We start from the raw sequence: 19,456 nt of genomic DNA, 5'->3' as shown, positions 1-19,456 counted from the left end.
CCGCGTCTCAGGGCATCGTGTTGTCCTGCATCTTTCGAATGGCCTTGAGCACCTTCTTCCCCAGGGGAGTGAGCGTCATGGGCCTACCGCGTTCCGCCCGGACCAGGAGTGGTCCACCGAGTTCTCGTTCGATCCGGTTGATCTGTGCGACGAGGGTGAACGTGTTGAGGCCGAGGCCGCTCGCTGCGGCACCGAGGCTGGGGTAGGCAGATGCAGCCGCGAATCGGCTCAACCGTTCGCTGGCCCCCTGGCCGCCGAGTGCCGGCCGGAGGATGCTTGGTGCTCGGCTGGCCTGGTCGATTGCCCGAAGTACCTGGCTGTGACTGGATCCTCCGCGTGGTCGCAGCGGAACGTTGTGGGTCTTGGCCCAGCGGGCCATGTTCGCGGTGCTCATGCCAGCTTCTCGGGCGAGGTCCGGCAGCGTCCGGCGGCGGTGGACGTACTGCTCGATGAGCCAGGCCCGTTCGACGGTGCCGCGGCGCTTGTAGTCCTTGGGGCCCTCGCGGAGCGGGATGCCGTACTCCTTGGCAAGGTCGGTCAGCACTCTGCGGGAGAAGCCGGTGAGGGTGGCGATCTGCTGGAGGGACCGGTGCTCGTCAAGGTAGAGCCGGGTGAAGCGCTCTGCCGAAATGGCTTGCCGGGCCTGTTGCCGGATGCGGCCGGTGGCCTTGGCGGTGCTCTTCGTCAGCGGGGGTGCAGGGGCTGGATGTTCGTCAGGACGTGCCGGATGGCCTCGACGGTCGTGCCCAGGACCTGGGCAGCGTGCTGAACAGGGTGCTGGCGTTCGCGGACGAGCTGGTGCAGGCGGGGTAGGTCGACGTGCGCCGGGTCGGGGCCGGGCAGGGAGAGCCCGGCCGGCAGGGTGGCGCCAGTCCCGTCGGTAGCCCGCCAGGAACCGGATGTTCTCCAGCTCCACGGCCGGAGGCTCGCTCCAGACCTCATACCTCCATCCCCGCGACTCCACCGCCTGCCGGGTCCAATCGAAGGTGAGCGCCACCTCTGGTTTGGACAACCGATGCAGCGGCTTGACGTCGACGACCACCGGTACCTGCTCGGTGAGGAGGAGATAGTCCGGTATATGCCGACGGACCTTCCCCTCCAGCACGGTCTTCAGCAAGAAGGGCTGGGCCACGATGCCGCGTACGGCCGGATCGAAATCGGCGAAGAGCAACCGCGACAGCTCCAGTCGCGACTCGTAGATCACGTGATCGCGCATCGTCGCCGACCAGTAAGTGCCTGAGTAGTGCTTCTGGCCCTTGTGCCAGCGGAACGTCCGCCACGGACAAGCCGACTGCAGGAGGTCGGCAGGCACCGTATGCCAGTCTCGGTCCTCTACGAGAGCACCACGTTGATGACGGATACTCACCGTCGTGCGACGTCCACCGCACCCCCAGCCCACGAATGACTGCCCGTGTAGCCAAGGTGTCAGCGTTCGCTCCCCGCATGGAGAGGTCGCCCCTTGCGTCACCCGGAAGAGTGAACGCTCCGAGCTGCGAGTCTCATGGTGGCTGCATAAATGCCATTCATATGCAGCTGATGCTGAGATTATGAAGCTGGATTTGAGACCCTACAACAGGCGCGATCAGGTCTGGGCCATGTCCACGAAACGGGAGTAGTGGCCCTGGAAGGCGACCGTGATGGTGGCTGTCGGGCCGTTACGGTGCTTGGCCACGATCAGGTCCGCCTCGCCCGCGCGGGGGGACTCCTTCTCGTAGGCGTCCTCGCGGTGCAGCAGGATCACCATGTCCGCGTCCTGCTCGATGGAGCCGGACTCGCGGAGGTCCGAGACCATCGGCTTCTTGTCCGTCCGCTGCTCGGGGCCACGGTTCAGCTGGGACAGGGCGATCACCGGGATCTCCAGCTCCTTGGCCAACAGCTTCAGGTTTCGGGACATGTCCGAAACCTCCTGCTGACGGCTCTCGGCGCGCTTGGAGCCGCCGGACTGCATGAGCTGGAGGTAGTCGATGACGACCAGCTTGAGGTTGTTCCGCTGCTTGAGCCGCCGGCACTTGGCGCGGATCTCCATCATCGACAGGTTGGGGGAGTCGTCGATGTAGAGCGGCGCCTGCGACACGTCCGGCATACGGCGGGCCAGACGCGTCCAGTCCTCGTCCGTCATCGTGCCGGAGCGCATGTGGTGCAGAGCCACCCGCGCCTCCGCCGACAGCAGACGCATCGCGATCTCGTTGCGGCCCATCTCCAGGGAGAAAATGACGCTCGGCAGGTTGTTCTTGATCGAGGCCGCGCGGGCGAAGTCCAGCGCCAGGGTGGACTTACCCATGGCGGGACGGGCTGCGATGACGATCATCTGGCCCGGGTGCAGGCCGTTCGTCAGCGAGTCGAAGTCCGTGAAACCGGTCGGCACGCCGGTCATCTCGCCGCTGCGCGAACCGATCGCCTCGATCTCGTCGAGAGCGCCCTCCATGATGTCGCCGAGCGGGAGGTAGTCCTCGCTGGTGCGCTGCTCGGTGACCGCGTAGATCTCCGCCTGCGCCGAGTTGACGATCTCGTCGACGTCGCCGTCGGCGGCGTATCCCATCTGTGTGATCTTGGTGCCCGCCTGGACGAGCCGGCGCAGGACCGCCCGCTCGTGGACGATCTCCGCGTAGTACGAGGCGTTCGCCGCCGTGGGGACCGACTGGACCAGGGTGTGGAGGTAGGACGCGCCACCGACCCGGTTGATCTCTCCGCGCTTGGTCAGCTCGGCGCCCACCGTGATGGGGTCGGCCGGCTCGCCCTTGGCGTAGAGGTCGAGGATCGCGGTGTAGATCGTCTCGTGGGCCGGCTTGTAGAAGTCATGGCCCTTGATGATCTCCACGACGTCCGCGATGGCGTCCTTGGAGAGCAGCATGCCGCCGAGCACGGACTGCTCGGCGTCCAGGTCCTGCGGCGGCACCCGCTCGAAGCCGCCCGCACCGCTGTCCCAGGGCCCGCTCTCGCTGCCCCGCTCGTGCTGCTCGTCGCGGCCCTGGCCGCGGCCGCGGCTGTCACTCCCGCGCTGACGGGTGACGGGCAGACGGTCACTGGGACCGGTGTCGGCCCAGGGGTCGTCCAAGGGCTCGGGAATGCTCACCGGCCCACCTCCTCCCGTCCGCTCCGCGGACCCTCGCCGTGCCACTCTTTCTACGGCACGACACTGACAAAGCGAGAGGCTCAACTCCGCTTTTGGCGCGTCGAGCGCCGGACCACGGTAGGCCCGCGGGCACCGTCAGCCAATCTGGTTATCCACAGGGCCTGTGGGTGAAGACCCAGATGCTGTGGAGAACCCCGCAGAACCTGTGCACGGACCGGGGGACAGCCGTGTGGACAAACTCATAGCCCCACCTCCACAACGCCTCTGACCTGCTGTTCTTCCATCCACCGGCTGTGGGGGAGAAAAACTTTCGCCGTCGGCTCAAGATCAGAACAAACGGCGCACACCCGAAGCGTCAACTCCGTGATCGGTAAGGATCCAAAGCCCCTTGCATCTCTTACCTGTGGAAGATTAGATTGCCCCCATGACCCAGGCCCCCTCACGACCGAAGAGCGAACGCCGCCGCCACGACCGCGAGATCATCGCGCTCGCCGTGCCGGCCTTCGGAGCACTCGTCGCCGAGCCGCTCTTCGTCATGGTCGACAGCGCCGTCGTCGGCCATCTGGGCACCCCCCAGCTCGCCGGTCTGGGCATCGCGGCCGCCCTCCTCGCCACCGCGGTGAGCGTCTTCGTCTTCCTCGCCTACGCGACCACCGCGGCCGTCGCCCGCCGGGTCGGCGCCGGCGACCTTCCCTCGGCCATCCGCCAGGGCATGGACGGCATCTGGCTGGCCCTGCTGCTCGGCCTGGGTGTCATCGCCGTCACCCTGCCCGGGGCGCCCTGGCTGGTCGACCTCTTCGGCGCCTCCGGCACCGCCGCCCCGTACGCCACCACCTACCTGCGCATCTCCAGCCTCGGCATACCGGCGATGCTGATCGTGCTGGCCGCAACCGGTGTGCTCCGTGGCCTCCAGGACACCAGGACTCCCCTGTACGTGGCCATCGCCGGCTTCGCCGCCAACGCGATGCTGAACGTCGGGCTCGTGTACGGGGCCGGGCTCGGTATTGCCGGCTCCGCCTGGGGCACGGTGATCGCCCAGTGCGGCATGGCGGCCGCCTATCTGATCGTGGTCGTCCGGGGAGCCCGGCTGCACGGCGCCTCGCTCCGGCCCGATGCCGCCGGGATACGGGCGAGCGCCCAGGCGGGGGTTCCCCTTCTGGTCCGTACGCTCGCGCTGCGCGCGGTCCTGATGATCGCCACCGCCGTGGCCGCCCGGCTCGGGGACGCCGATGTGGCCGCCCATCAGATCATCCTGTCCCTGTGGAGCCTCATGGCCTTCGCCCTGGACGCCATCGCCATCGCGGGACAGGCGATCATCGGCCGGTACCTGGGCGCCGGAGACGCCGAGGGGGCCCGGCGGGCCTGCCGGCGCATGGTCGAGTGGGGCGTGGCCTCGGGCGTCCTCCTCGGCGTGCTCATCGTGCTGGCACGTCCCCTCTTCATCCCGTTGTTCACCGGTGACCAGACGGTCCGGGACACGCTCCTGCCCGCCCTGCTGGTCGTGGCTCTCGCCCAGCCGATCGCCGGGGTGGTCTTCGTGCTGGACGGTGTCCTCATGGGCGCCGGCGACGGCCCGTATCTGGCGGGGGCCATGGTGGTGACGCTCGCGGTGTTCGCACCGGTCGCCCTGCTGGTACCGGCCCTCGGCGGCGGCCTGACCGTGCTGTGGTGGGCCATGAGCCTGATGATGACGGTCCGGATGCTGACGTTGTGGATGCGGATGCGATCCGGCCGCTGGGTGGTCACCGGCGCCACCCGCTGACCCCACCCGTGGTTTCACGTGAAACGCGACCCACGGCGCAGGCACCAACGCGCTCCGGGACCGCAGAAGGGCCGCACCCGGAGGTGCGGCCCTTCTGTGTCACTCAAGGATCGCTGGGCGATCCGCTGAGTTCAGTGCCTCAGGCGGCGACGATCTCGACGCCGAGCTTCGCGACGACCTCGGCGTGCAGACGCACGGAGACCTGGTGCGAACCCAGGGTCTTGATCGGCGAGCCGAGCTCCACACGACGCTTGTCGACCTCGGGGCCACCCGCGGACGTGATCGCCGAAGCGATGTCCGCCGGGGTCACGGAGCCGAAGAGACGGCCGGCGTCGCCGGAGCGAACGGCCAGGCGCACCTTCGTGCCCTCGAGCTGGGCCTTGATCTCGTTGGCCTGCTCGATGGTCGCGATCTCGTGGATCTTGCGGGCGCGGCGGATCTGCGCCACGTCCTTCTCGCCACCCTTGGTCCAGCGGATCGCGAAACCGCGCGGGACCAGGTAGTTGCGGGCGTAACCGTCCTTGACGTCGACGACGTCGCCGGCGGTGCCGAGGCCGGAGACCTCGTGCTTGAGGATGATCTTCATGTTTCGGTCACCCTCTCTTATCGCGCGGTGGACGTGTAGGGCAGCAGCGCCATCTCACGGCTGTTCTTGACGGCCGTGGCGACGTCACGCTGGTGCTGCGTGCAGTTGCCGGTGACGCGGCGGGCACGGATCTTGCCGCGGTCGGAAATGAACTTCCGCAGCATGTTCGTGTCCTTGTAGTCCACGTACGCGGTCTTGTCCTTGCAGAATGCGCAGACCTTCTTCTTCGGCTTGCGCACAGGCGGCTTCGCCATGGTGTATCTCCTGTGTGATCAAGAAGTGTGGGCACGAGCCCGCGCTTCTAAGCCCGGGGGCCTAGAAGGGGGGCTCGTCCGAGTAGCCGCCGCCGGAACCGCCGGAGCTTCCGCCCCAGCTGCCTCCACCGCCCTGCTGCTGGCCGCCGGCCGGCGCGCTGGTCGCCCACGGGTCGTCGGCGGGAGCGCCGCCACCCTGCTGGCCACCACCCGGGGCACCGCCCCAGTTGCCGCCGCCCTGCTGGCCGCCTCCGCCGTAGCCGCCCTGGCCACCGCGGCCGGTGGTCTTGGTGACCTTGGCCGTGGCGTTCTTGAGGCTGGGGCCGACTTCCTCGACATCCAGCTCGAAGACCGTGCGCTTGACGCCCTCGCGGTCCTCGTAGGACCGCTGCTTCAGCCGGCCCTGCACGACGACGCGCATGCCTCGCTGGAGCGACTCGGCGACGTTCTCCGCCGCCTGGCGCCAGACCGAGCAGGTCAGGAACAGGCTTTCGCCGTCCTTCCACTCATTGGTCTGGCGGTCGAAGGTGCGGGGAGTGGACGCGACGCGGAACTTCGCGACCGCCGCACCGGACGGGGTGAAGCGCAGCTCGGGGTCGTCGACAAGATTGCCGACGACCGTGATGACGGTCTCGCCTGCCATGGGGAACCTCTCGGCGGGATTGCTTCTGGCTGCTTGCTGCTGCTACTCGAACCCGATGACCTCTGAGCGAGAGGGCTCAGTGGGTCTCGGGACGGAGGACCTTGGTCCGGAGGACCGACTCGTTCAGGTTCATCTGGCGGTCGAGCTCCTTGACGACCGCAGGCTCGGCCTGCAGGTCGATGACCGAGTAGATGCCCTCGGGCTTCTTCTTGATCTCGTAAGCGAGACGACGACGGCCCCAGGTGTCGACCTTCTCGACCTTTCCGTTGCCCTCACGGACGACGGAGAGGAAGTTCTCGATCAGCGGGGAGACAGCGCGCTCCTCGAGATCGGGGTCGAGGATGACCATCACCTCGTAGTGACGCATGTGGAACCCACCTCCTTTGGACTCAGCGGCCACGGTCGTTCCGTGGCAGGAGGGTCGTGATGCGTGAGCAACGGTATCCGCCGCCACTGACAATCGCCCTCGTCGAAGAGGGACCCTGGTCAGGACATGGGCAGACACCGGTGCAGACCGTACAGAGTACCCGCACACCGGCTTCCGGTTGAAATCCTGTGGTCAGGGGACGCAATCTGTACACATCGGGTGCGTGCGGCGCTACGATGCGCCGCCTTCCGGCACAGCCAGGAGGTACCTCATGGCCCAGGCATTCCACCGTCACCCCACCTCGTCCCTGCTCGCCACGGACGGCAGACCCCATCCGCTCCAGGACACGCTGATGGCGGTGACCCTGGTGCTGGGCGCCGTCGCCTTCATCACGGCCCAGTTCCACAGCCTCCACCTGATCAGCTCGTGGACGGGCCTGATCGGCATCGTCACCGGCGCGTACGGCCAGTTCATCTCCGAGACGACACGCGAGCGCACCCTGCTGATCATCGGCATGGGCGCCTCGGCGATCGGTCTGGGCCTGGGAATGGCACACGGCGGCCTGTTCGGCGGCGTGCTCGGTTAGGCCCTCCTGGCGTACGGCCAGTCGGGGCGCTCCTCGGTGCCAGTAGGCTTCGGCGCGAGAGCCGGAGCCCCTGTACCCATGGGGACACACCTGCCGAGGAGCGCCCCGCATGAGCCTGACCCTGAGGACCATCAGCCGAGAGCAGCATCTGGCGTACATCCAGACCCTGCCCGCGGCGAGTCACTGCCAGGTCCCCGCATGGGCTGATGTGAAGACGGAGTGGCGCTCGGAGAACCTGGGCTGGTTCGACAAGGACGGCCAGCTCGTCGGCGCCGGCCTGGTGCTCTACCGCCAGCTCCCGAAGATCAAGCGCTACCTCGCGTACCTGCCCGAGGGCCCGGTGATCAACTGGTACGCGCCCAACCTGGACGACTGGCTCCAGCCGATGCTGGCGCACCTGAAGAACCAGGGCGCCTTCTCCGTGAAGATGGGCCCGCCGGTGGTCATCCGCCGCTGGGACGCGGCCGCGATCAAGTCGGGCATCCAGGACCCGGAGGTCAAGCGGCTGCGGGACGTCGAGGCCTCGTACATCGAGCCGCGCGCCTTCGAGGTGTCCGACCGGCTGCGCAAGATGGGCTGGCAGCAGGGCGAGGACGGCGGCGCCGGCTTCGGCGACGTACAGCCCCGCTACGTCTTCCAGGTGCCGCTGGCGAACCGTTCGCTCGACGACGTCCTCAAGGGCTTCAACCAGCTGTGGCGGCGCAACATCAAGAAGGCCGAGAAGGCCGGTGTCGAGGTGGTCCAGGGCGGCTACGAGGACCTGGCCGAGTGGCAGCGGCTGTACGAGATCACGGCCGTCCGCGACCGGTTCCGGCCCCGCCCCCTGTCGTACTTCCAGCGCATGTGGACCGTCCTCAACAACGAGGACCCCAACCGCATGCGGCTGTATTTCGCCCGCCACAACGGCGTGAACCTGTCGGCGGCCACCATGCTCGTCGTCGGTGGGCACGTCTGGTACTCCTACGGCGCCTCCGACAACATCGGCCGCGAGGTCCGGCCCTCGAACGCGATGCAGTGGCGCATGCTGCGCGACGCGTACGCGATGGGCGCGACCGTCTACGACCTGCGCGGCATCTCCGACTCGCTGGACGAGACGGACCACCTCTTCGGCCTCATCCAGTTCAAGGTGGGCACGGGCGGCGAGGCCGTCGAGTACATCGGCGAGTGGGACTTCCCGCTGAACAAGCTGCTGCACAAGGCGCTCGACATGTACATGTCCCGCCGCTGACGTTCCGTAGTCTTGTAGTCACCTTCGTATCACCGCAGCCACAGAAAGGTTCCGGGCCGGCCATGGCGCTCTCCCTCTACGTCGACACCGCTCGCTGGCGGGCGCACCAGAAGACCGTGATCGACCGGTTCCCGGGCCTGGTCCCGGTGTGCAAGGGCAATGGCTACGGCTTCGGCCACGAGCGGCTGTCGGAGGAGGCGTCCCGCTTCGGCGCCGACATGCTGGCGGTCGGCACGACGTACGAGGCGGCCCGCATCAAGGACTGGTTCGGTGGCGACCTGCTGGTCCTCACGCCGTTCCGCCGGGGCGAGGAGCCCGTCCCGCTGCCGGACCGGGTGATCCGTTCGGTGTCGTCCGTGGACGGCGTCCACGCCCTCGTCGGGGCCCGGGTCGTCATCGAGTGCATGAGCTCGATGAAGCGGCACGGCATCGGCGAGCACGAGCTCGGCCAGCTCCACGCGGCCATCGAGGACGTCCGCCTGGAGGGCTTCGCCCTGCACCTGCCGCTGGACCGCACGGACGGCACCGACGCCGTCGAGGAGGTCATCGGCTGGATGGACCGGCTGCGCGCGGCCCGCCTGCCGCTGCACACCATGTTCGTCAGCCACCTCAAGGCCGACGAGCAGGCCCGGCTCCAGCAGCAGTTCCCGCAGACCCGGTTCCGCGCGCGGATCGGTACGCGGCTGTGGCTGGGCGACCACGAGGCGACGGAGTACCGGGGCGCGGTCCTGGACGTCACGCGCGTCGCCAAGGGTGATCGTTTCGGCTACCGGCAGCAGAAGGCGGCCTCCGACGGCTGGCTCGTCGTCGTCGCCGGCGGCACCTCGCACGGAGTGGGCCTGGAGGCCCCGAAGGCGATGCACGGCGTGATGCCGCGCGCCAAGGGCGTGGCCCGGGCCGGCCTGGCGACGGTCAACCGCAACCTGTCGCCGTTCGTGTGGGCGGGCAAGCAGCGCTGGTTCGCCGAGCCGCCGCACATGCAGGTGTCCATCCTGTTCGTCCCGTCGGACGCCCAGGAGCCCAAGGTCGGTGACGAGCTCGTCGCCCACCTGCGGCACACCACGACGCAGTTCGACCGCCTGGTCGAGCGCTAGGTCCCGTACGCCCGCCCTGGGGCCACGCCGGTCCCCGGGGCGGCCCCGGGGCTCCCCAGGGGCCCTCAGCCCGCCGCCGGGCCTTCAGCGGCCCGCCCGGCCCCGGTGGGCGCCCGGGGGCGCCGGGGCCGCCCGGGCGGCCCGCCTCATTCCCGTACGACACCCCACTCCACGCGCGGTCCCTGGACCGCGTGCGCGGCGTGCTGGGGCGGGTGCGCGGCACGGCCGAGCACGAAGACGTCCTCCGCGCGGTCCAGCACCCCTCCGGACGGGTCGTCCGTCCCGTCGCGCCGGACCCCGTCCCGCTCGGGCAGCAGGATGTCCCGTACGACCATGGCGCACAGGAACAGCGTCCCGGCCAGGTGCAGGACGATGGCGAACTGGTAGCCCTCCGTCGGCAGCCCCTGCTTGTCGCCGCTCGTCGTGTACGCGAGGTACATCCAGATCCCCGTGAAGTACATGACCTCGCAGGCCTGCCAGACCAGGAAGTCCCGCCAGCGGGGGCGGGCCAGGGCGGCGAGCGGGATCAGCCACAGGACGTACTGCGGCGAGTAGACCTTGTTGGTGACGATGAACGCGGCCACCACCAGGAACGCCAGCTGGGCGAAACGCGGTCGGCGCGGAGCCGTCAGCGCCAGCGCGGCGACCCCGACGCAGGCCAGCGCCATCAGCACGCTGGCGTAGGTGTTGACGGTCTCCGCCTCGATGCTCAGGCCCGTGCGCTGGGTGATGACCAGCCAGAAGGACCCGAAGTCGATGCCCCGCTCGCTGCTGAAGGCGTAGAACTTCCGCCAGCCCTCGGGCGCCAGCAGCATCACCGGCAGGTTGACCACCAGCCATGAGCCGGCCGTACCCACCACGGCGAGCCCGAACTCCCGCCACTTCCCGGCCCGCCCGCAGAGCAACAGCAGCGGCCACAGCAGCAGGAACGGATAGAACTTCGCGGCGGTGGCCAGCCCCAGCAGCACCCCGAAGGCGAGCGCGCGCCCCCGCGACCACATCAGCATCGCGGCGGCGGTCAGCGCCACCGCGAGCAGGTCCCAGTTGATGGTGGCGGTGAGCGCGAAGGCGGGCGCCAGCGCGACCAGCAGGCCGTCCCAGGGGCGGTCGCGGTGCGTACGGGCGACACAGACGGCGAGGACGGCCACGCAGACCATCAGCATCCCCGCGTTGACCATCCAGTACATCTGCTCGCGGTGCTGGAGGTCACCGTCGAAGGGAAGCGTCAGCCAGGACGCCACCTGCATGAACAGGCCGGTCAGCACCGGGTATTCGAGGTACTCCATGTCACCGCCGAGGCGGTCGAAGTACGGGACCAGCCCGTCGGCGAAGCCGCGTCCCACGAACAGGTGCGGGATGTCGGAGTAGCAGGCATGGGTGTACTGCGAGCTGGTCCCGCGGAACCACGCCCAGTTGTAGCAGGGCAGCTTCTGCACCATGCCCAGCGCGAACATCCCGATCGCGACGAGGGCGATCACCCGGACGGAGGTGAGCGTGCCGCCGCCGAGCCGTGCCCAGCGGCCGACGGGGCCCCCGATGAGCTCGCTCCCGGCGGCCGCGACCTCGTCCCGCCGGGTCGGGGGCACGACGGGCCGGTCCTGGTGGGCGCTCGTCGTCTTGTGTGGGCTCGGCATGGGGACATCCTGCCGCACGCGGCTGTGGACCGGTGCGGCCTGTGGACAACGCTCCGGGAACAACGCTCCGCGGACAACGCCGAGGGCCGCCGCACCCGGCGTACGCACGGTGACGTGCGTACCGGATGCGGCGGCCCTCGGTCCGCTCTCCGGCGGCGGCGGGGGGACGCCGGGCGCTAGCCCTCCGTACCGCCGAACCAGCCCCCGTTCGCGCCACCGTTCCCGTTGCCGTTGCCACCGCCACCGGTGGGCTCCGACGGGCTGGGCGTGATGCCCCCTGTGGTGGTGCCTCCGTCGTCCGTACCGCCCGTGTCGGTCCCGCCGGTATCGGTGGTGCCGCCGTCCACGCCGCCGTCCTGGCCGCCGTTCTGGCCGCCGTTGTCGTCGTTGCAGTCCCAGTCGAACGGGCCGCACGACGGCTCCGCGGGCTTGGAGCTCTGCGACGGGGAAGGCGTCGGCGAGGCGCTCTTGGACGGCGTTTCGGACGGGGTCGGCGAAGGCGAGTCGGACGGCGTGGGCTCGGGGCTCTTGGCGCCGCCGCCGTACACGGTGTCGGCCTCCAGCTCCTCCGGCTCGGGGAACGGGATCGACTTCTGCCCCTTGAGCGCCGTCGACATGTACTTCTGCCAGATCTCGGACGGGAACGACGAACCGTGGATCTTCTTCTGACCGCCGGTGCCGTACATCTCCAGGAACTTGCGGTTCTTGTTCGCCGCGTTGTCGTCCATCCGGTACATGTCGATGGCGGTGGCCAGCTGCGGCGTGTAGCCGACGAACCAGGCCGACTTGTTGCCGTCGGTGGTACCGGTCTTGCCGGCCACCTGGCGGCCGGGGATGGCCGCGTTGTTACCGGTGCCCTCGGGGTCCTCGACGACGTCCCTCAGGACGTCGGTGACGTTGCTGGCGATGGCGGAGGAGAAGGCCTGCTCGGTGACGGCCTCGTGCTTGAAGATCGTCTCACCGCGCTTCTTCACCTCCGTCACGGAGAACGGGTCACGCTGCTTGCCGTTGGCCGCGAAGGTGGCGTAGGCACCCGCCATGCGGATGGCGCTCGGGTCGGAGATGCCGATCGAGAAGGAGGGCACGTTCGCCGCGACCAGGCTCTCCTTGCGCAGGCCGGCCGCGATCGCCGTCTCCCTGACCTCTTCGATGCCGACGTCCATGCCGAGCTGCACGAACGGCGAGTTGGCCGAGTGGATCATCGCCTCGCGGAGGTTGATGTCCCCGTAGCTCTGGTCACCGTCGTTGCGCTGGCGCCACTCCTCGCCGTCCTCGTTGTGCCAGACGCTGCCGTCGTACTTCTTGATCGTGAGCTTGTTCGCGCCGTTGTAGTACGTCTTGTCCGGGTCGACCGTCCGGCGCTGGTCCTCCCCCTGCACGGGCTCGCCGCCGGGGTCGCGCACGCCGTACTCCATCGCCGCGGCCAGCACGAACGGCTTGAACGTCGAGCCGACCTGGGCACCGGTCTGGTCGGCGTTGTTGGTGAAGTGCTTGGTCGCGTCGGAGCCGCCGTAGATGGCGACGATCGCGCCGGTCTTCGGGTTGACCGAGGCACCGCCGAACTGGACATGGCTGTCCGTGTCCGGGCGCGCCTTGGGGTCGATGTTGGCCTTCTCGACCTTCTCGACGGCCTTCCTGAGCGCCTCGACCTTCGGCTTCTCGAAGGTCGTGCGGATCACGTAGCCGCCCTGGGCGAGCTTCTTGGCCGTGATGCCCACGTCGTTGTTGTTGATGACGAACGCCTTGGCCAGGTCGACCATGTAGCCCACCTGGCCGCTGAGCCGTGCTTCCTTCTTCGGCGCCTTCGGCATCGGGAACTTGTTGTAGGTGGCCCGCTCGGCGGCTTCCAGGTAGCCGTCCTTGACCATCTCGTCGAGGATCCACTTCCACCGCTTGGTGGCCGCCGTCGTATTGGCCTCGGGCGTGGCCCGGGGGTCGATGTCCACCGAACCGGCCGGGTCGTAGTAGGTGGCGCCCTTCAGCAGCGCGGCGAGGAAGGCGCACTCGCTGGCGGTCAGCTTGTCGGCGTCCTTCTCGTAGTACGTACGCGCCGCGGCCTGGAGGCCGTACGCGCCCCGCCCGTAGTAGGAGGTGTTCAGGTAGCCCGCCATGACCTCCCTCTTGTCCCCCTCCATACCGGCCTTGAGGGAGATGAAGAGTTCCTTGGCCTTGCGGCTCACGGTCTGGCTCTGGTCGTCCAGCATCGCGTTCTTCACGTACTGCTGGGTGATGGTGGAACCACCCTGGGTCTGCTCGCCCATGGCCATGTTGTAGAAGGCCCGGCCGATGCCCTTCGGGTCGACGCCCTTGTCCTCCCAGAACGTCTTGTTCTCGGCCGAGATCACCGCGTTCTGCATGTCCATGGGGATCTGGTCGTAGTCCAGGATCTGCCGGTTGATCTCACCACCGGTGGCGGCCATCTGCGAGCCGTCGGCGTAGAGGTAGACGTTGTTCTGGGCCGTCGCGATCTTGACCGCTTGCGGGACCTCCACCATGGAGTACACCACCGTCGCGGCACCCAGGACCGTCGCCGCGAACCCCAGGAAGGCGCCCGTGACGAGCTTCCAGGAGGGCACCCAGCGGCGCCATCCGTACTTGTTGTGGCGCGGGTAGTCGATCAGCCGCTTCTTTCCCGGCTGCGTGCGACCCGCGCCGCGTCCCCCCGCGGCGCCGGCGGCACCCTCGGCACCGCGCCGGCGTCCGCCGCGCTGGGCGGCACGGCGGGCTTCGGCACGGCTGCCGTAGGCACGCTCCTCGCCGCCGCCGCCGTACGGCTCGGCGGGAGATCCCGCACTGGTTCCTCGCGCCTGAGCCGCCCGGCGGCCTGAGGGCTGCTGGGCGGCTCGCCTGGCCGCGGCACGTCCGCCACCCTGCGGCTGCGGCGGTTTGCGACGGTGCTCGCTCATCGAACGACTACTCCTCGGGCAGGCGAGTACGCCTGGAAGCGGCAGCTGAGTTCCGGTCCCCCCGAAATGGTTACGGACCAGCCCTGGCTGGGGCTCATCCGCGATGCACTCAGACCGAGGACGCCGAAGGGCGTCGCTTGGTTCCCACTGGTGTGCATGCCGCACAGACTACGCACGGTCAAAAACCTCTGGGGACCGAAGTTCATCCCAAATCAGGCAAGTCGTTTACTCCGAATTGACTATGTGACGCCGCTCACCCTAGCCGCCCTTGTCGGGGCTGCCGGGCCGTTCTATCGTCAGGATGTATCGAGTCGATACATCAGCACGGCATAGGTCACGGCGCGGGCGCCGGTACGGGCGAAGGAGGCGACGAATGAGCAGGCGCTCCGGCATCCTCGAGTTCGCCGTCCTCGGCCTGCTCCGCGAGGCCCCGATGCACGGGTACGAGCTGCGCAAGCGGCTCAACACCTCGCTGGGGATCTTCCGGGCCTTCAGTTACGGCACCCTCTACCCCTGCCTCAAGACGCTGGTCGCAAACGGCTGGTTGATCGAGGAACCGGGCAGCGCTCCCGAGGACGCCCTGGCCGCCTCGCTCGCCGGACGCCGCGCCAAGATCGTCTACCGGCTGACGGCGGAAGGTAAGGAGCACTTCGAGGAGCTCCTCTCCCACACCGGTCCGGATTCCTGGGAGGACGAGCACTTCGCCGCCCGTTTCGCCTTCTTCGGCCAGACGGAGCGCGAGGTGCGGATGCGGGTGCTGGAAGGCCGGCGCAGCCGCCTGGAGGAGCGTCTGGAGAAGATGCGCGCCTCGCTGGCCCGTACGCGCGAGCGGCTGGACGACTACACGCTCGAGCTCCAGCGGCACGGCATGGAGTCCGTGGAGCGCGAAGTGCGCTGGCTGAACGAGCTGATCGAGAGCGAGCGGGCGGGGCGGGACCAGCGACGGTCCGGCTCCGAGGCCCCGGAGGCCGGCCAGGCCGCCGAGGGCTCCACCGCCGCTCAGCAGGACGACACATCTGGAGAGACGGGCGGCCTGCCCCGGCACGGGGGCAGTACCCGGCCGGATCCGTCCGACGACACCGCCAAGTGAGGCCCTGCGACCCGCAGGGCTTCGAAGATCAACACAGGGAGCAACCGGAATGGGTTCGGTTCGCGTAGCCATCGTCGGCGTGGGCAACTGCGCCGCCTCGCTGGTGCAGGGCGTCGAGTACTACAAGGACGCCGACCCGGCGGGCAAGGTGCCGGGACTGATGCACGTCCAGTTCGGCGACTACCACGTCGGGGACGTCGAATTCGTGGCCGCCTTCGACGTGGACGCGAAGAAGGTCGGTCTTGACCTCGCGGACGCCATCGGCGCCAGCGAGAACAACACCATCAAGATCTGCGACGTGCCGTCGACCGGCGTGACCGTCCAGCGCGGCCACACCCTGGACGGCCTGGGCAAGTACTACCGCCAGACCATCGAGGAGTCCTCCGAGGCCCCGGTCGACGTGGTCCAGGTCCTCAAGGACAAGCAGGTCGACGTCCTGGTCTGCTACCTGCCGGTCGGCTCCGAGGACGCGGCGAAGTTCTACGCCCAGTGCGCCATCGACGCCAAGGTCGCCTTCGTCAACGCCCTCCCGGTCTTCATCGCCGGTACCAAGGAGTGGGCGGACAAGTTCACCGAGGCCGGCGTCCCGATCGTCGGTGACGACATCAAGTCGCAGGTCGGTGCCACCATCACGCACCGCGTCATGGCGAAGCTCTTCGAGGACCGCGGTGTCCGCCTCGAGCGCACCATGCAGCTGAACGTCGGCGGCAACATGGACTTCAAGAACATGCTCGAGCGCGACCGCCTCGAGTCGAAGAAGATCTCCAAGACGCAGGCCGTCACCTCGCAGATCCCCGACCGGGACCTCGGCGACAAGAACGTCCACATCGGCCCGTCGGACTACGTGGCCTGGCTGGACGACCGCAAGTGGGCGTACGTCCGCCTCGAGGGCCGCGCCTTCGGTGACGTCCCGCTGAACCTGGAGTACAAGCTCGAGGTGTGGGACTCCCCCAACTCCGCCGGTGTCATCATCGACGCGCTGCGCGCCGCGAAGATCGCCAAGGACCGGGGCATCGGTGGCCCGATCCTCTCCGCGTCCTCGTACTTCATGAAGTCCCCGCCGGTCCAGTACTTCGACGACGAGGCCTACGCGAACGTCGAGAAGTTCATCCGGGGCGAGGTCGAGCGCTAAAGCTCGTCCCCCGCGGCCTTCGGAAGGTCCCCGTGGCATCTGCCCGGGGACCTTCGCCGTATGTGACCCTTGCTGCCATGCCTGTCGTACGTGATCTGCGCGTACTCGTGCGTCTGACGGACTTCCGCCGCCTGCTGGCCGTACGACTGCTCTCCCAGTGCGCCGACGGGGTCTACCAGGTCGCGCTCGCCACGTACGTCGTCTTCTCCCCCGAGAAGCAGACCTCGCCCGCCGCGATCGCCTCCGCCATGGCGGTCCTGCTGCTGCCGTACTCGTTCGTCGGCCCGTTCGCCGGTGTCCTCCTGGACCGCTGGCAGCGCCGCCAGGTCTTCCTGTACGGGAACCTGCTGCGCGCCCTGCTCGCCGCCGGTACGGCGTGCCTGATCCTCGCCTCCGTGCCGGACTGGCTCTTCTACGCCTCGGCGCTCTCCGTCACGGCCGTCAACCGGTTCGTCCTGGCCGGGCTCTCGGCCGCTCTGCCGAGGGTCGTGGACGACGACCGCCTGGTGATGGCCAACTCCCTGTCGCCCACCGCCGGCACCCTCGCCGCCACGGCGGGCGGCGGGCTGGCGTTCGCCGTACGGCTGCTGGGCGCCGATTCCGACGCCGTGGTGGTGTTGCTGGGCGCCGCGCTCTATCTGTGCTCGGCGCTCGCCTCGCTGCGGATGGGACGCGGACTGCTCGGGCCCGACCGGGACGCCGTACCGCCCCGGCTGGGCGCGGCGCTGGCCTCGACGGCCCGGGGGCTGGCGAGTGGGGTGCGGCACCTGGCCCGGCGCCGGGCCGCGGGCCGGGCGCTCGCCGCGATGACGGTGATGCGGTTCTGCTACGGCGCCCTGACCGTGATGGTGCTGATGCTCTGCCGGTACGCCTGGACGTCCACGCAGTCGGAGGGGCTCGCCCTGCTCGGGCTGGCCGTCGCCGTCTCGGGGGCGGGGTTCTTCACCGCCGCGGTGGTGTCGCCCTGGGCGGTGGAGCGGCTGGGGCAGGGCGGCTGGATGGTGCTGTGCGCGGCATCCGCCGCGGTACTGGCACCCGCTCTGGGGCTGCTCTTCACTCCCGCGCCGATACTGGTGGCCGCCTTCGTGCTCGGCCTGGTGACCCAGGGGGCCAAGATCGCCACGGACACGGTGGTCCAGCTGGCGGTGGACGACGCGTACCGGGGGCGGGTCTTCGCGCTGTACGACGTGTTCTACAACGCCGCCTTCGTCGCGGCGGCCGCTGTCTCCGCGCTGCTACTGCCGTCCGACGGCCGGTCCGTCCTCCTGGTCGTCATGGTCGCCGTGCTGTACGCAGCCGTGGCCGTCGCTCTGGCTCGCTGGAGACGTGCCGACGCGGCACTGTAGAGCGGGGGGCGATGTTTCACGTGAAACATCGCCCCTCGATCGTCCGCGCACGAGGGGCGGGTCATGTTTCACGTGAAACATGACCGCCCCGGGATGCCGCTCAGCCTTGGGTAGCCCACCACTCCTTGAGCGCGGCGACGGCGGCGTCGTGCTCCATCGGGCCGTTCTCCAGACGCAGCTCCAGCAGGAACTTGTACGCCTTGCCGACGGCCGGGCCGGGCCGGATCCCGAGGATCTCCTGGATCTGATTGCCGTCCAGGTCGGGGCGGATGGCGTCCAGCTCCTCCTGCTCCTGGAGCGTGGCGATGCGCTCTTCCAGCCCGTCGTACGCGCGGGAGAGTGCGGCCGCCTTGCGCTTGTTGCGGGTGGTGCAGTCGGAGCGGGTCAGCTTGTGCAGGCGGCTCAGCAGCGGGCCGGCGTCGCGTACATAGCGACGCACGGCGGAGTCGGTCCACTCGCCGGTGCCGTAGCCATGGAAGCGCAGGTGCAGCTCCACCAGGCGCGACACGTCCTTGATCATGTCGTTGGAGTACTTCAGCGCCGTCATGCGCTTCTTGGTCATCTTCGCGCCGACCACCTCGTGGTGGTGGAAGGAGACCCGGCCGTCCGACTCGAAGCGTCGCGTGCGCGGCTTCCCGATGTCATGCAGCAGCGCCGCCAGCCGCAGCACCAGGTCCGGACCGTCCTCTTCGAGGTCGATGGCCTGCTCCAGCACGATCAGCGAGTGGTCGTAGACGTCCTTGTGCCGGTGGTGCTCGTCGCTCTCCAGCCGCAGTGCGGGCAGCTCCGGCAGCACCCGCTGGGCGAGACCGCTGTCGACCAGCAGTCCCAGACCCTTGCGGGGGTGCGCGGAGAGGAGCAGCTTGTTGAGCTCGTCCCGCACCCGCTCGGCGGAGACGATCTCGATCCGCTCGGCCATCCGCTTCATGGCGTCCACGACGTCGGGAGCCACCTCGAAGTCGAGCTGCGCGGCGAACCGCGCGGCGCGCATCATGCGCAGCGGGTCGTCGGAGAAGGACTCCTCGGGCGTCCCGGGGGTCCGGAGGACGCGCTGGGCCAGGTCCTCCAGGCCGCCGTGGGGGTCGATGAACTCCTTCTCCGGCAGGGCCACGGCCATCGCGTTGACGGTGAAGTCGCGGCGGACCAGGTCCTCCTCGATGGAGTCGCCGTAGGAGACCTCCGGCTTGCGCGAGGTCCTGTCGTACGCCTCGGAGCGGTACGTCGTGACCTCGATCTGGAAGAGCTGGTCGGCGTCCCCGACGCGGGCGGTCTTCTGCGCGCCCACCGTGCCGAAGGCGATCCCGACGTCCCACACCGCGTCGGCCCAGGGCCGGACGATCTTCAGAACGTCCTCGGGGCGCGCGTCGGTGGTGAAGTCCAGGTCGTTGCCGAGCCGGCCGAGCAGTGCGTCGCGTACCGAGCCACCGACCAGAGCGAGACGGAATCCGGCTTCCTGGAAGCGGCGGGCAAGCTCATCGGCGGCGGGGGACACACGGAGTAGTTCACTGACCGCGCGGCGTTGCACCTGGCTCAGTGCGGTCGGGTTGTCTTCGTTGGCGTTCGGCACAACAGAAAAGGGTACGTGCCCCGGCCCTGGGCAGCCCCCCGCTTTTCCCCACCCCTCCCGCCCCGCGTGCGTGATCTCCCCGACCCGGGCCGGCCCGATCATGTGGAGCAGTCCGCGGCACTTAGCCCCAGCGCTCCTCGTTACCATGCGTGGACGCAGGAACCGGTGAACCACCAACGGCAACAGAC

16 protein-coding genes are annotated in these 19,456 nt (G+C 68.9%); 7 read left to right on the top strand and 9 right to left on the bottom strand.

Going from position 1 to position 19,456, the window contains the following annotated elements; all coding sequences use genetic code 11:
• Positions 1 to 7: 7 nt before the first annotated feature.
• Both ACF068_RS26115 and dnaB read right to left on the bottom strand, forming a co-directional pair.
• Positions 8 to 1,312 carry a TnsA-like heteromeric transposase endonuclease subunit gene (locus tag ACF068_RS26115; protein WP_392276739.1) on the bottom strand — a complete coding sequence of 435 codons (1,305 nt, stop codon included), beginning with the start codon at positions 1,310 to 1,312 and terminating at the stop codon, positions 8 to 10.
• A gap of 270 nt (positions 1,313 to 1,582) precedes the next feature.
• Positions 1,583 to 3,073 carry a replicative DNA helicase gene (dnaB, locus tag ACF068_RS26110; protein ID WP_392276738.1) on the bottom strand — a complete coding sequence of 497 codons (1,491 nt, stop codon included), beginning with the start codon at positions 3,071 to 3,073 and terminating at the stop codon, positions 1,583 to 1,585.
• Positions 3,074 to 3,497: 424 nt separating this feature from the next.
• Between dnaB and ACF068_RS26105 the strand changes: the two genes are divergently transcribed.
• A complete protein-coding gene (locus tag ACF068_RS26105; RefSeq protein WP_392276737.1) occupies positions 3,498 to 4,835 on the top strand; it encodes an MATE family efflux transporter in 1,338 nt (445 codons plus the stop codon).
• Between the two features lie 139 nt (positions 4,836 to 4,974).
• Here the strand turns inward: ACF068_RS26105 and rplI are convergent, their stop codons facing one another.
• The 4 genes from rplI to rpsF form a co-directional block, all read right to left on the bottom strand.
• Positions 4,975 to 5,421: a 50S ribosomal protein L9 gene (rplI, locus tag ACF068_RS26100; RefSeq protein ID WP_392276736.1), complete on the bottom strand. Its 447-nt coding sequence runs from the start codon at positions 5,419 to 5,421 to the stop codon at positions 4,975 to 4,977.
• 17 nt (positions 5,422 to 5,438) lie between these two features.
• Entirely contained in the window at positions 5,439 to 5,675 is a 237-nt protein-coding gene (gene rpsR, locus ACF068_RS26095) for a 30S ribosomal protein S18 (protein WP_005315025.1), read from the bottom strand.
• A gap of 61 nt (positions 5,676 to 5,736) precedes the next feature.
• Positions 5,737 to 6,318, bottom strand: a complete 582-nt coding sequence (locus ACF068_RS26090) for a single-stranded DNA-binding protein (RefSeq protein WP_392276735.1) — start codon at positions 6,316 to 6,318, stop codon at positions 5,737 to 5,739.
• Positions 6,319 to 6,394: 76 nt separating this feature from the next.
• On the bottom strand, positions 6,395 to 6,685 hold the full coding sequence (gene rpsF, locus ACF068_RS26085) for a 30S ribosomal protein S6 (RefSeq protein WP_004950685.1): 291 nt from the start codon (positions 6,683 to 6,685) through the stop codon (positions 6,395 to 6,397).
• Between the two features lie 271 nt (positions 6,686 to 6,956).
• Between rpsF and ACF068_RS26080 the strand changes: the two genes are divergently transcribed.
• From ACF068_RS26080 to ACF068_RS26070, 3 genes are all read left to right on the top strand, one after another.
• Positions 6,957 to 7,271, top strand: a complete 315-nt coding sequence (locus tag ACF068_RS26080) for a hypothetical protein (protein ID WP_392276734.1) — start codon at positions 6,957 to 6,959, stop codon at positions 7,269 to 7,271.
• A 109-nt stretch (positions 7,272 to 7,380) separates the two neighbouring features.
• Positions 7,381 to 8,499, top strand: a complete 1,119-nt coding sequence (locus ACF068_RS26075) for a lipid II:glycine glycyltransferase FemX (RefSeq protein ID WP_392276733.1) — start codon at positions 7,381 to 7,383, stop codon at positions 8,497 to 8,499.
• 62 nt (positions 8,500 to 8,561) lie between these two features.
• The gene (locus ACF068_RS26070; RefSeq protein ID WP_392276732.1) at positions 8,562 to 9,593 is read left to right on the top strand and encodes an alanine racemase; all 1,032 of its coding nucleotides are present in this window, start codon (positions 8,562 to 8,564) and stop codon (positions 9,591 to 9,593) included.
• Between the two features lie 146 nt (positions 9,594 to 9,739).
• Here ACF068_RS26070 and ACF068_RS26065 read toward each other — a convergent pair whose 3' ends face one another.
• Together ACF068_RS26065 and ACF068_RS26060 are read right to left on the bottom strand one after the other, a co-directional pair.
• Entirely contained in the window at positions 9,740 to 11,227 is a 1,488-nt protein-coding gene (locus ACF068_RS26065) for a glycosyltransferase family 87 protein (protein ID WP_392276731.1), read from the bottom strand.
• A 176-nt stretch (positions 11,228 to 11,403) separates the two neighbouring features.
• On the bottom strand, positions 11,404 to 14,133 hold the full coding sequence (locus ACF068_RS26060) for a transglycosylase domain-containing protein (protein ID WP_392276730.1): 2,730 nt from the start codon (positions 14,131 to 14,133) through the stop codon (positions 11,404 to 11,406).
• A 373-nt stretch (positions 14,134 to 14,506) separates the two neighbouring features.
• Here ACF068_RS26060 and ACF068_RS26055 point away from each other — a divergent pair, with 373 nt between their 5' ends.
• The 3 genes from ACF068_RS26055 (at position 14,507) to ACF068_RS26045 (ending at position 17,701) form a co-directional block, all read left to right on the top strand.
• Positions 14,507 to 15,223 (top strand): helix-turn-helix transcriptional regulator, encoded by a 717-nt coding sequence (locus tag ACF068_RS26055; protein ID WP_392276729.1) that lies wholly within the window; start codon positions 14,507 to 14,509, stop codon positions 15,221 to 15,223.
• 49 nt (positions 15,224 to 15,272) lie between these two features.
• Complete coding sequence (locus ACF068_RS26050; protein WP_392276728.1) at positions 15,273 to 16,355, top strand: inositol-3-phosphate synthase; 1,083 nt, start codon at positions 15,273 to 15,275, stop codon at positions 16,353 to 16,355.
• Between the two features lie 77 nt (positions 16,356 to 16,432).
• Entirely contained in the window at positions 16,433 to 17,701 is a 1,269-nt protein-coding gene (locus ACF068_RS26045; protein ID WP_392276727.1) for an MFS transporter, read from the top strand.
• 100 nt (positions 17,702 to 17,801) lie between these two features.
• Here ACF068_RS26045 and ACF068_RS26040 read toward each other — a convergent pair whose 3' ends face one another.
• Positions 17,802 to 19,268, bottom strand: a complete 1,467-nt coding sequence (locus ACF068_RS26040) for a CCA tRNA nucleotidyltransferase (protein WP_392276726.1) — start codon at positions 19,266 to 19,268, stop codon at positions 17,802 to 17,804.
• Between the last annotated feature and the right edge of the window lie 188 nt (positions 19,269 to 19,456).

The sequence above is a fragment of the Streptomyces sp. NPDC016309 genome (assembly GCF_043077235.1).
GTDB lineage: Bacteria > Actinomycetota > Actinomycetes > Streptomycetales > Streptomycetaceae > Streptomyces.
This window is presented reverse-complemented; position numbering and strand designations above follow the sequence as displayed.

Excerpts from the sequence above, each read along its gene's own strand:
- ACF068_RS26105 (WP_392276737.1), top strand. The coding sequence starts at position 3,498 with ATGACCCAGGCCCCCTCACGACCGAAGAGCGAACGCCGCCGCCACGAC.
- rplI (WP_392276736.1), bottom strand. The coding sequence starts at position 5,421 with ATGAAGATCATCCTCAAGCACGAGGTCTCCGGCCTCGGCACCGCCGGC.
- rpsR (WP_005315025.1), bottom strand. The coding sequence starts at position 5,675 with ATGGCGAAGCCGCCTGTGCGCAAGCCGAAGAAGAAGGTCTGCGCATTC.
- ACF068_RS26090 (WP_392276735.1), bottom strand. The coding sequence starts at position 6,318 with ATGGCAGGCGAGACCGTCATCACGGTCGTCGGCAATCTTGTCGACGAC.
- rpsF (WP_004950685.1), bottom strand. The coding sequence starts at position 6,685 with ATGCGTCACTACGAGGTGATGGTCATCCTCGACCCCGATCTCGAGGAG.
- ACF068_RS26080 (WP_392276734.1), top strand. The coding sequence starts at position 6,957 with ATGGCCCAGGCATTCCACCGTCACCCCACCTCGTCCCTGCTCGCCACG.
- ACF068_RS26075 (WP_392276733.1), top strand. The coding sequence starts at position 7,381 with ATGAGCCTGACCCTGAGGACCATCAGCCGAGAGCAGCATCTGGCGTAC.
- ACF068_RS26070 (WP_392276732.1), top strand. The coding sequence starts at position 8,562 with ATGGCGCTCTCCCTCTACGTCGACACCGCTCGCTGGCGGGCGCACCAG.
- ACF068_RS26065 (WP_392276731.1), bottom strand. The coding sequence starts at position 11,227 with ATGCCGAGCCCACACAAGACGACGAGCGCCCACCAGGACCGGCCCGTC.
- ACF068_RS26060 (WP_392276730.1), bottom strand. The coding sequence starts at position 14,133 with ATGAGCGAGCACCGTCGCAAACCGCCGCAGCCGCAGGGTGGCGGACGT.
- ACF068_RS26055 (WP_392276729.1), top strand. The coding sequence starts at position 14,507 with ATGAGCAGGCGCTCCGGCATCCTCGAGTTCGCCGTCCTCGGCCTGCTC.
- ACF068_RS26050 (WP_392276728.1), top strand. The coding sequence starts at position 15,273 with ATGGGTTCGGTTCGCGTAGCCATCGTCGGCGTGGGCAACTGCGCCGCC.
- ACF068_RS26045 (WP_392276727.1), top strand. The coding sequence starts at position 16,433 with ATGCCTGTCGTACGTGATCTGCGCGTACTCGTGCGTCTGACGGACTTC.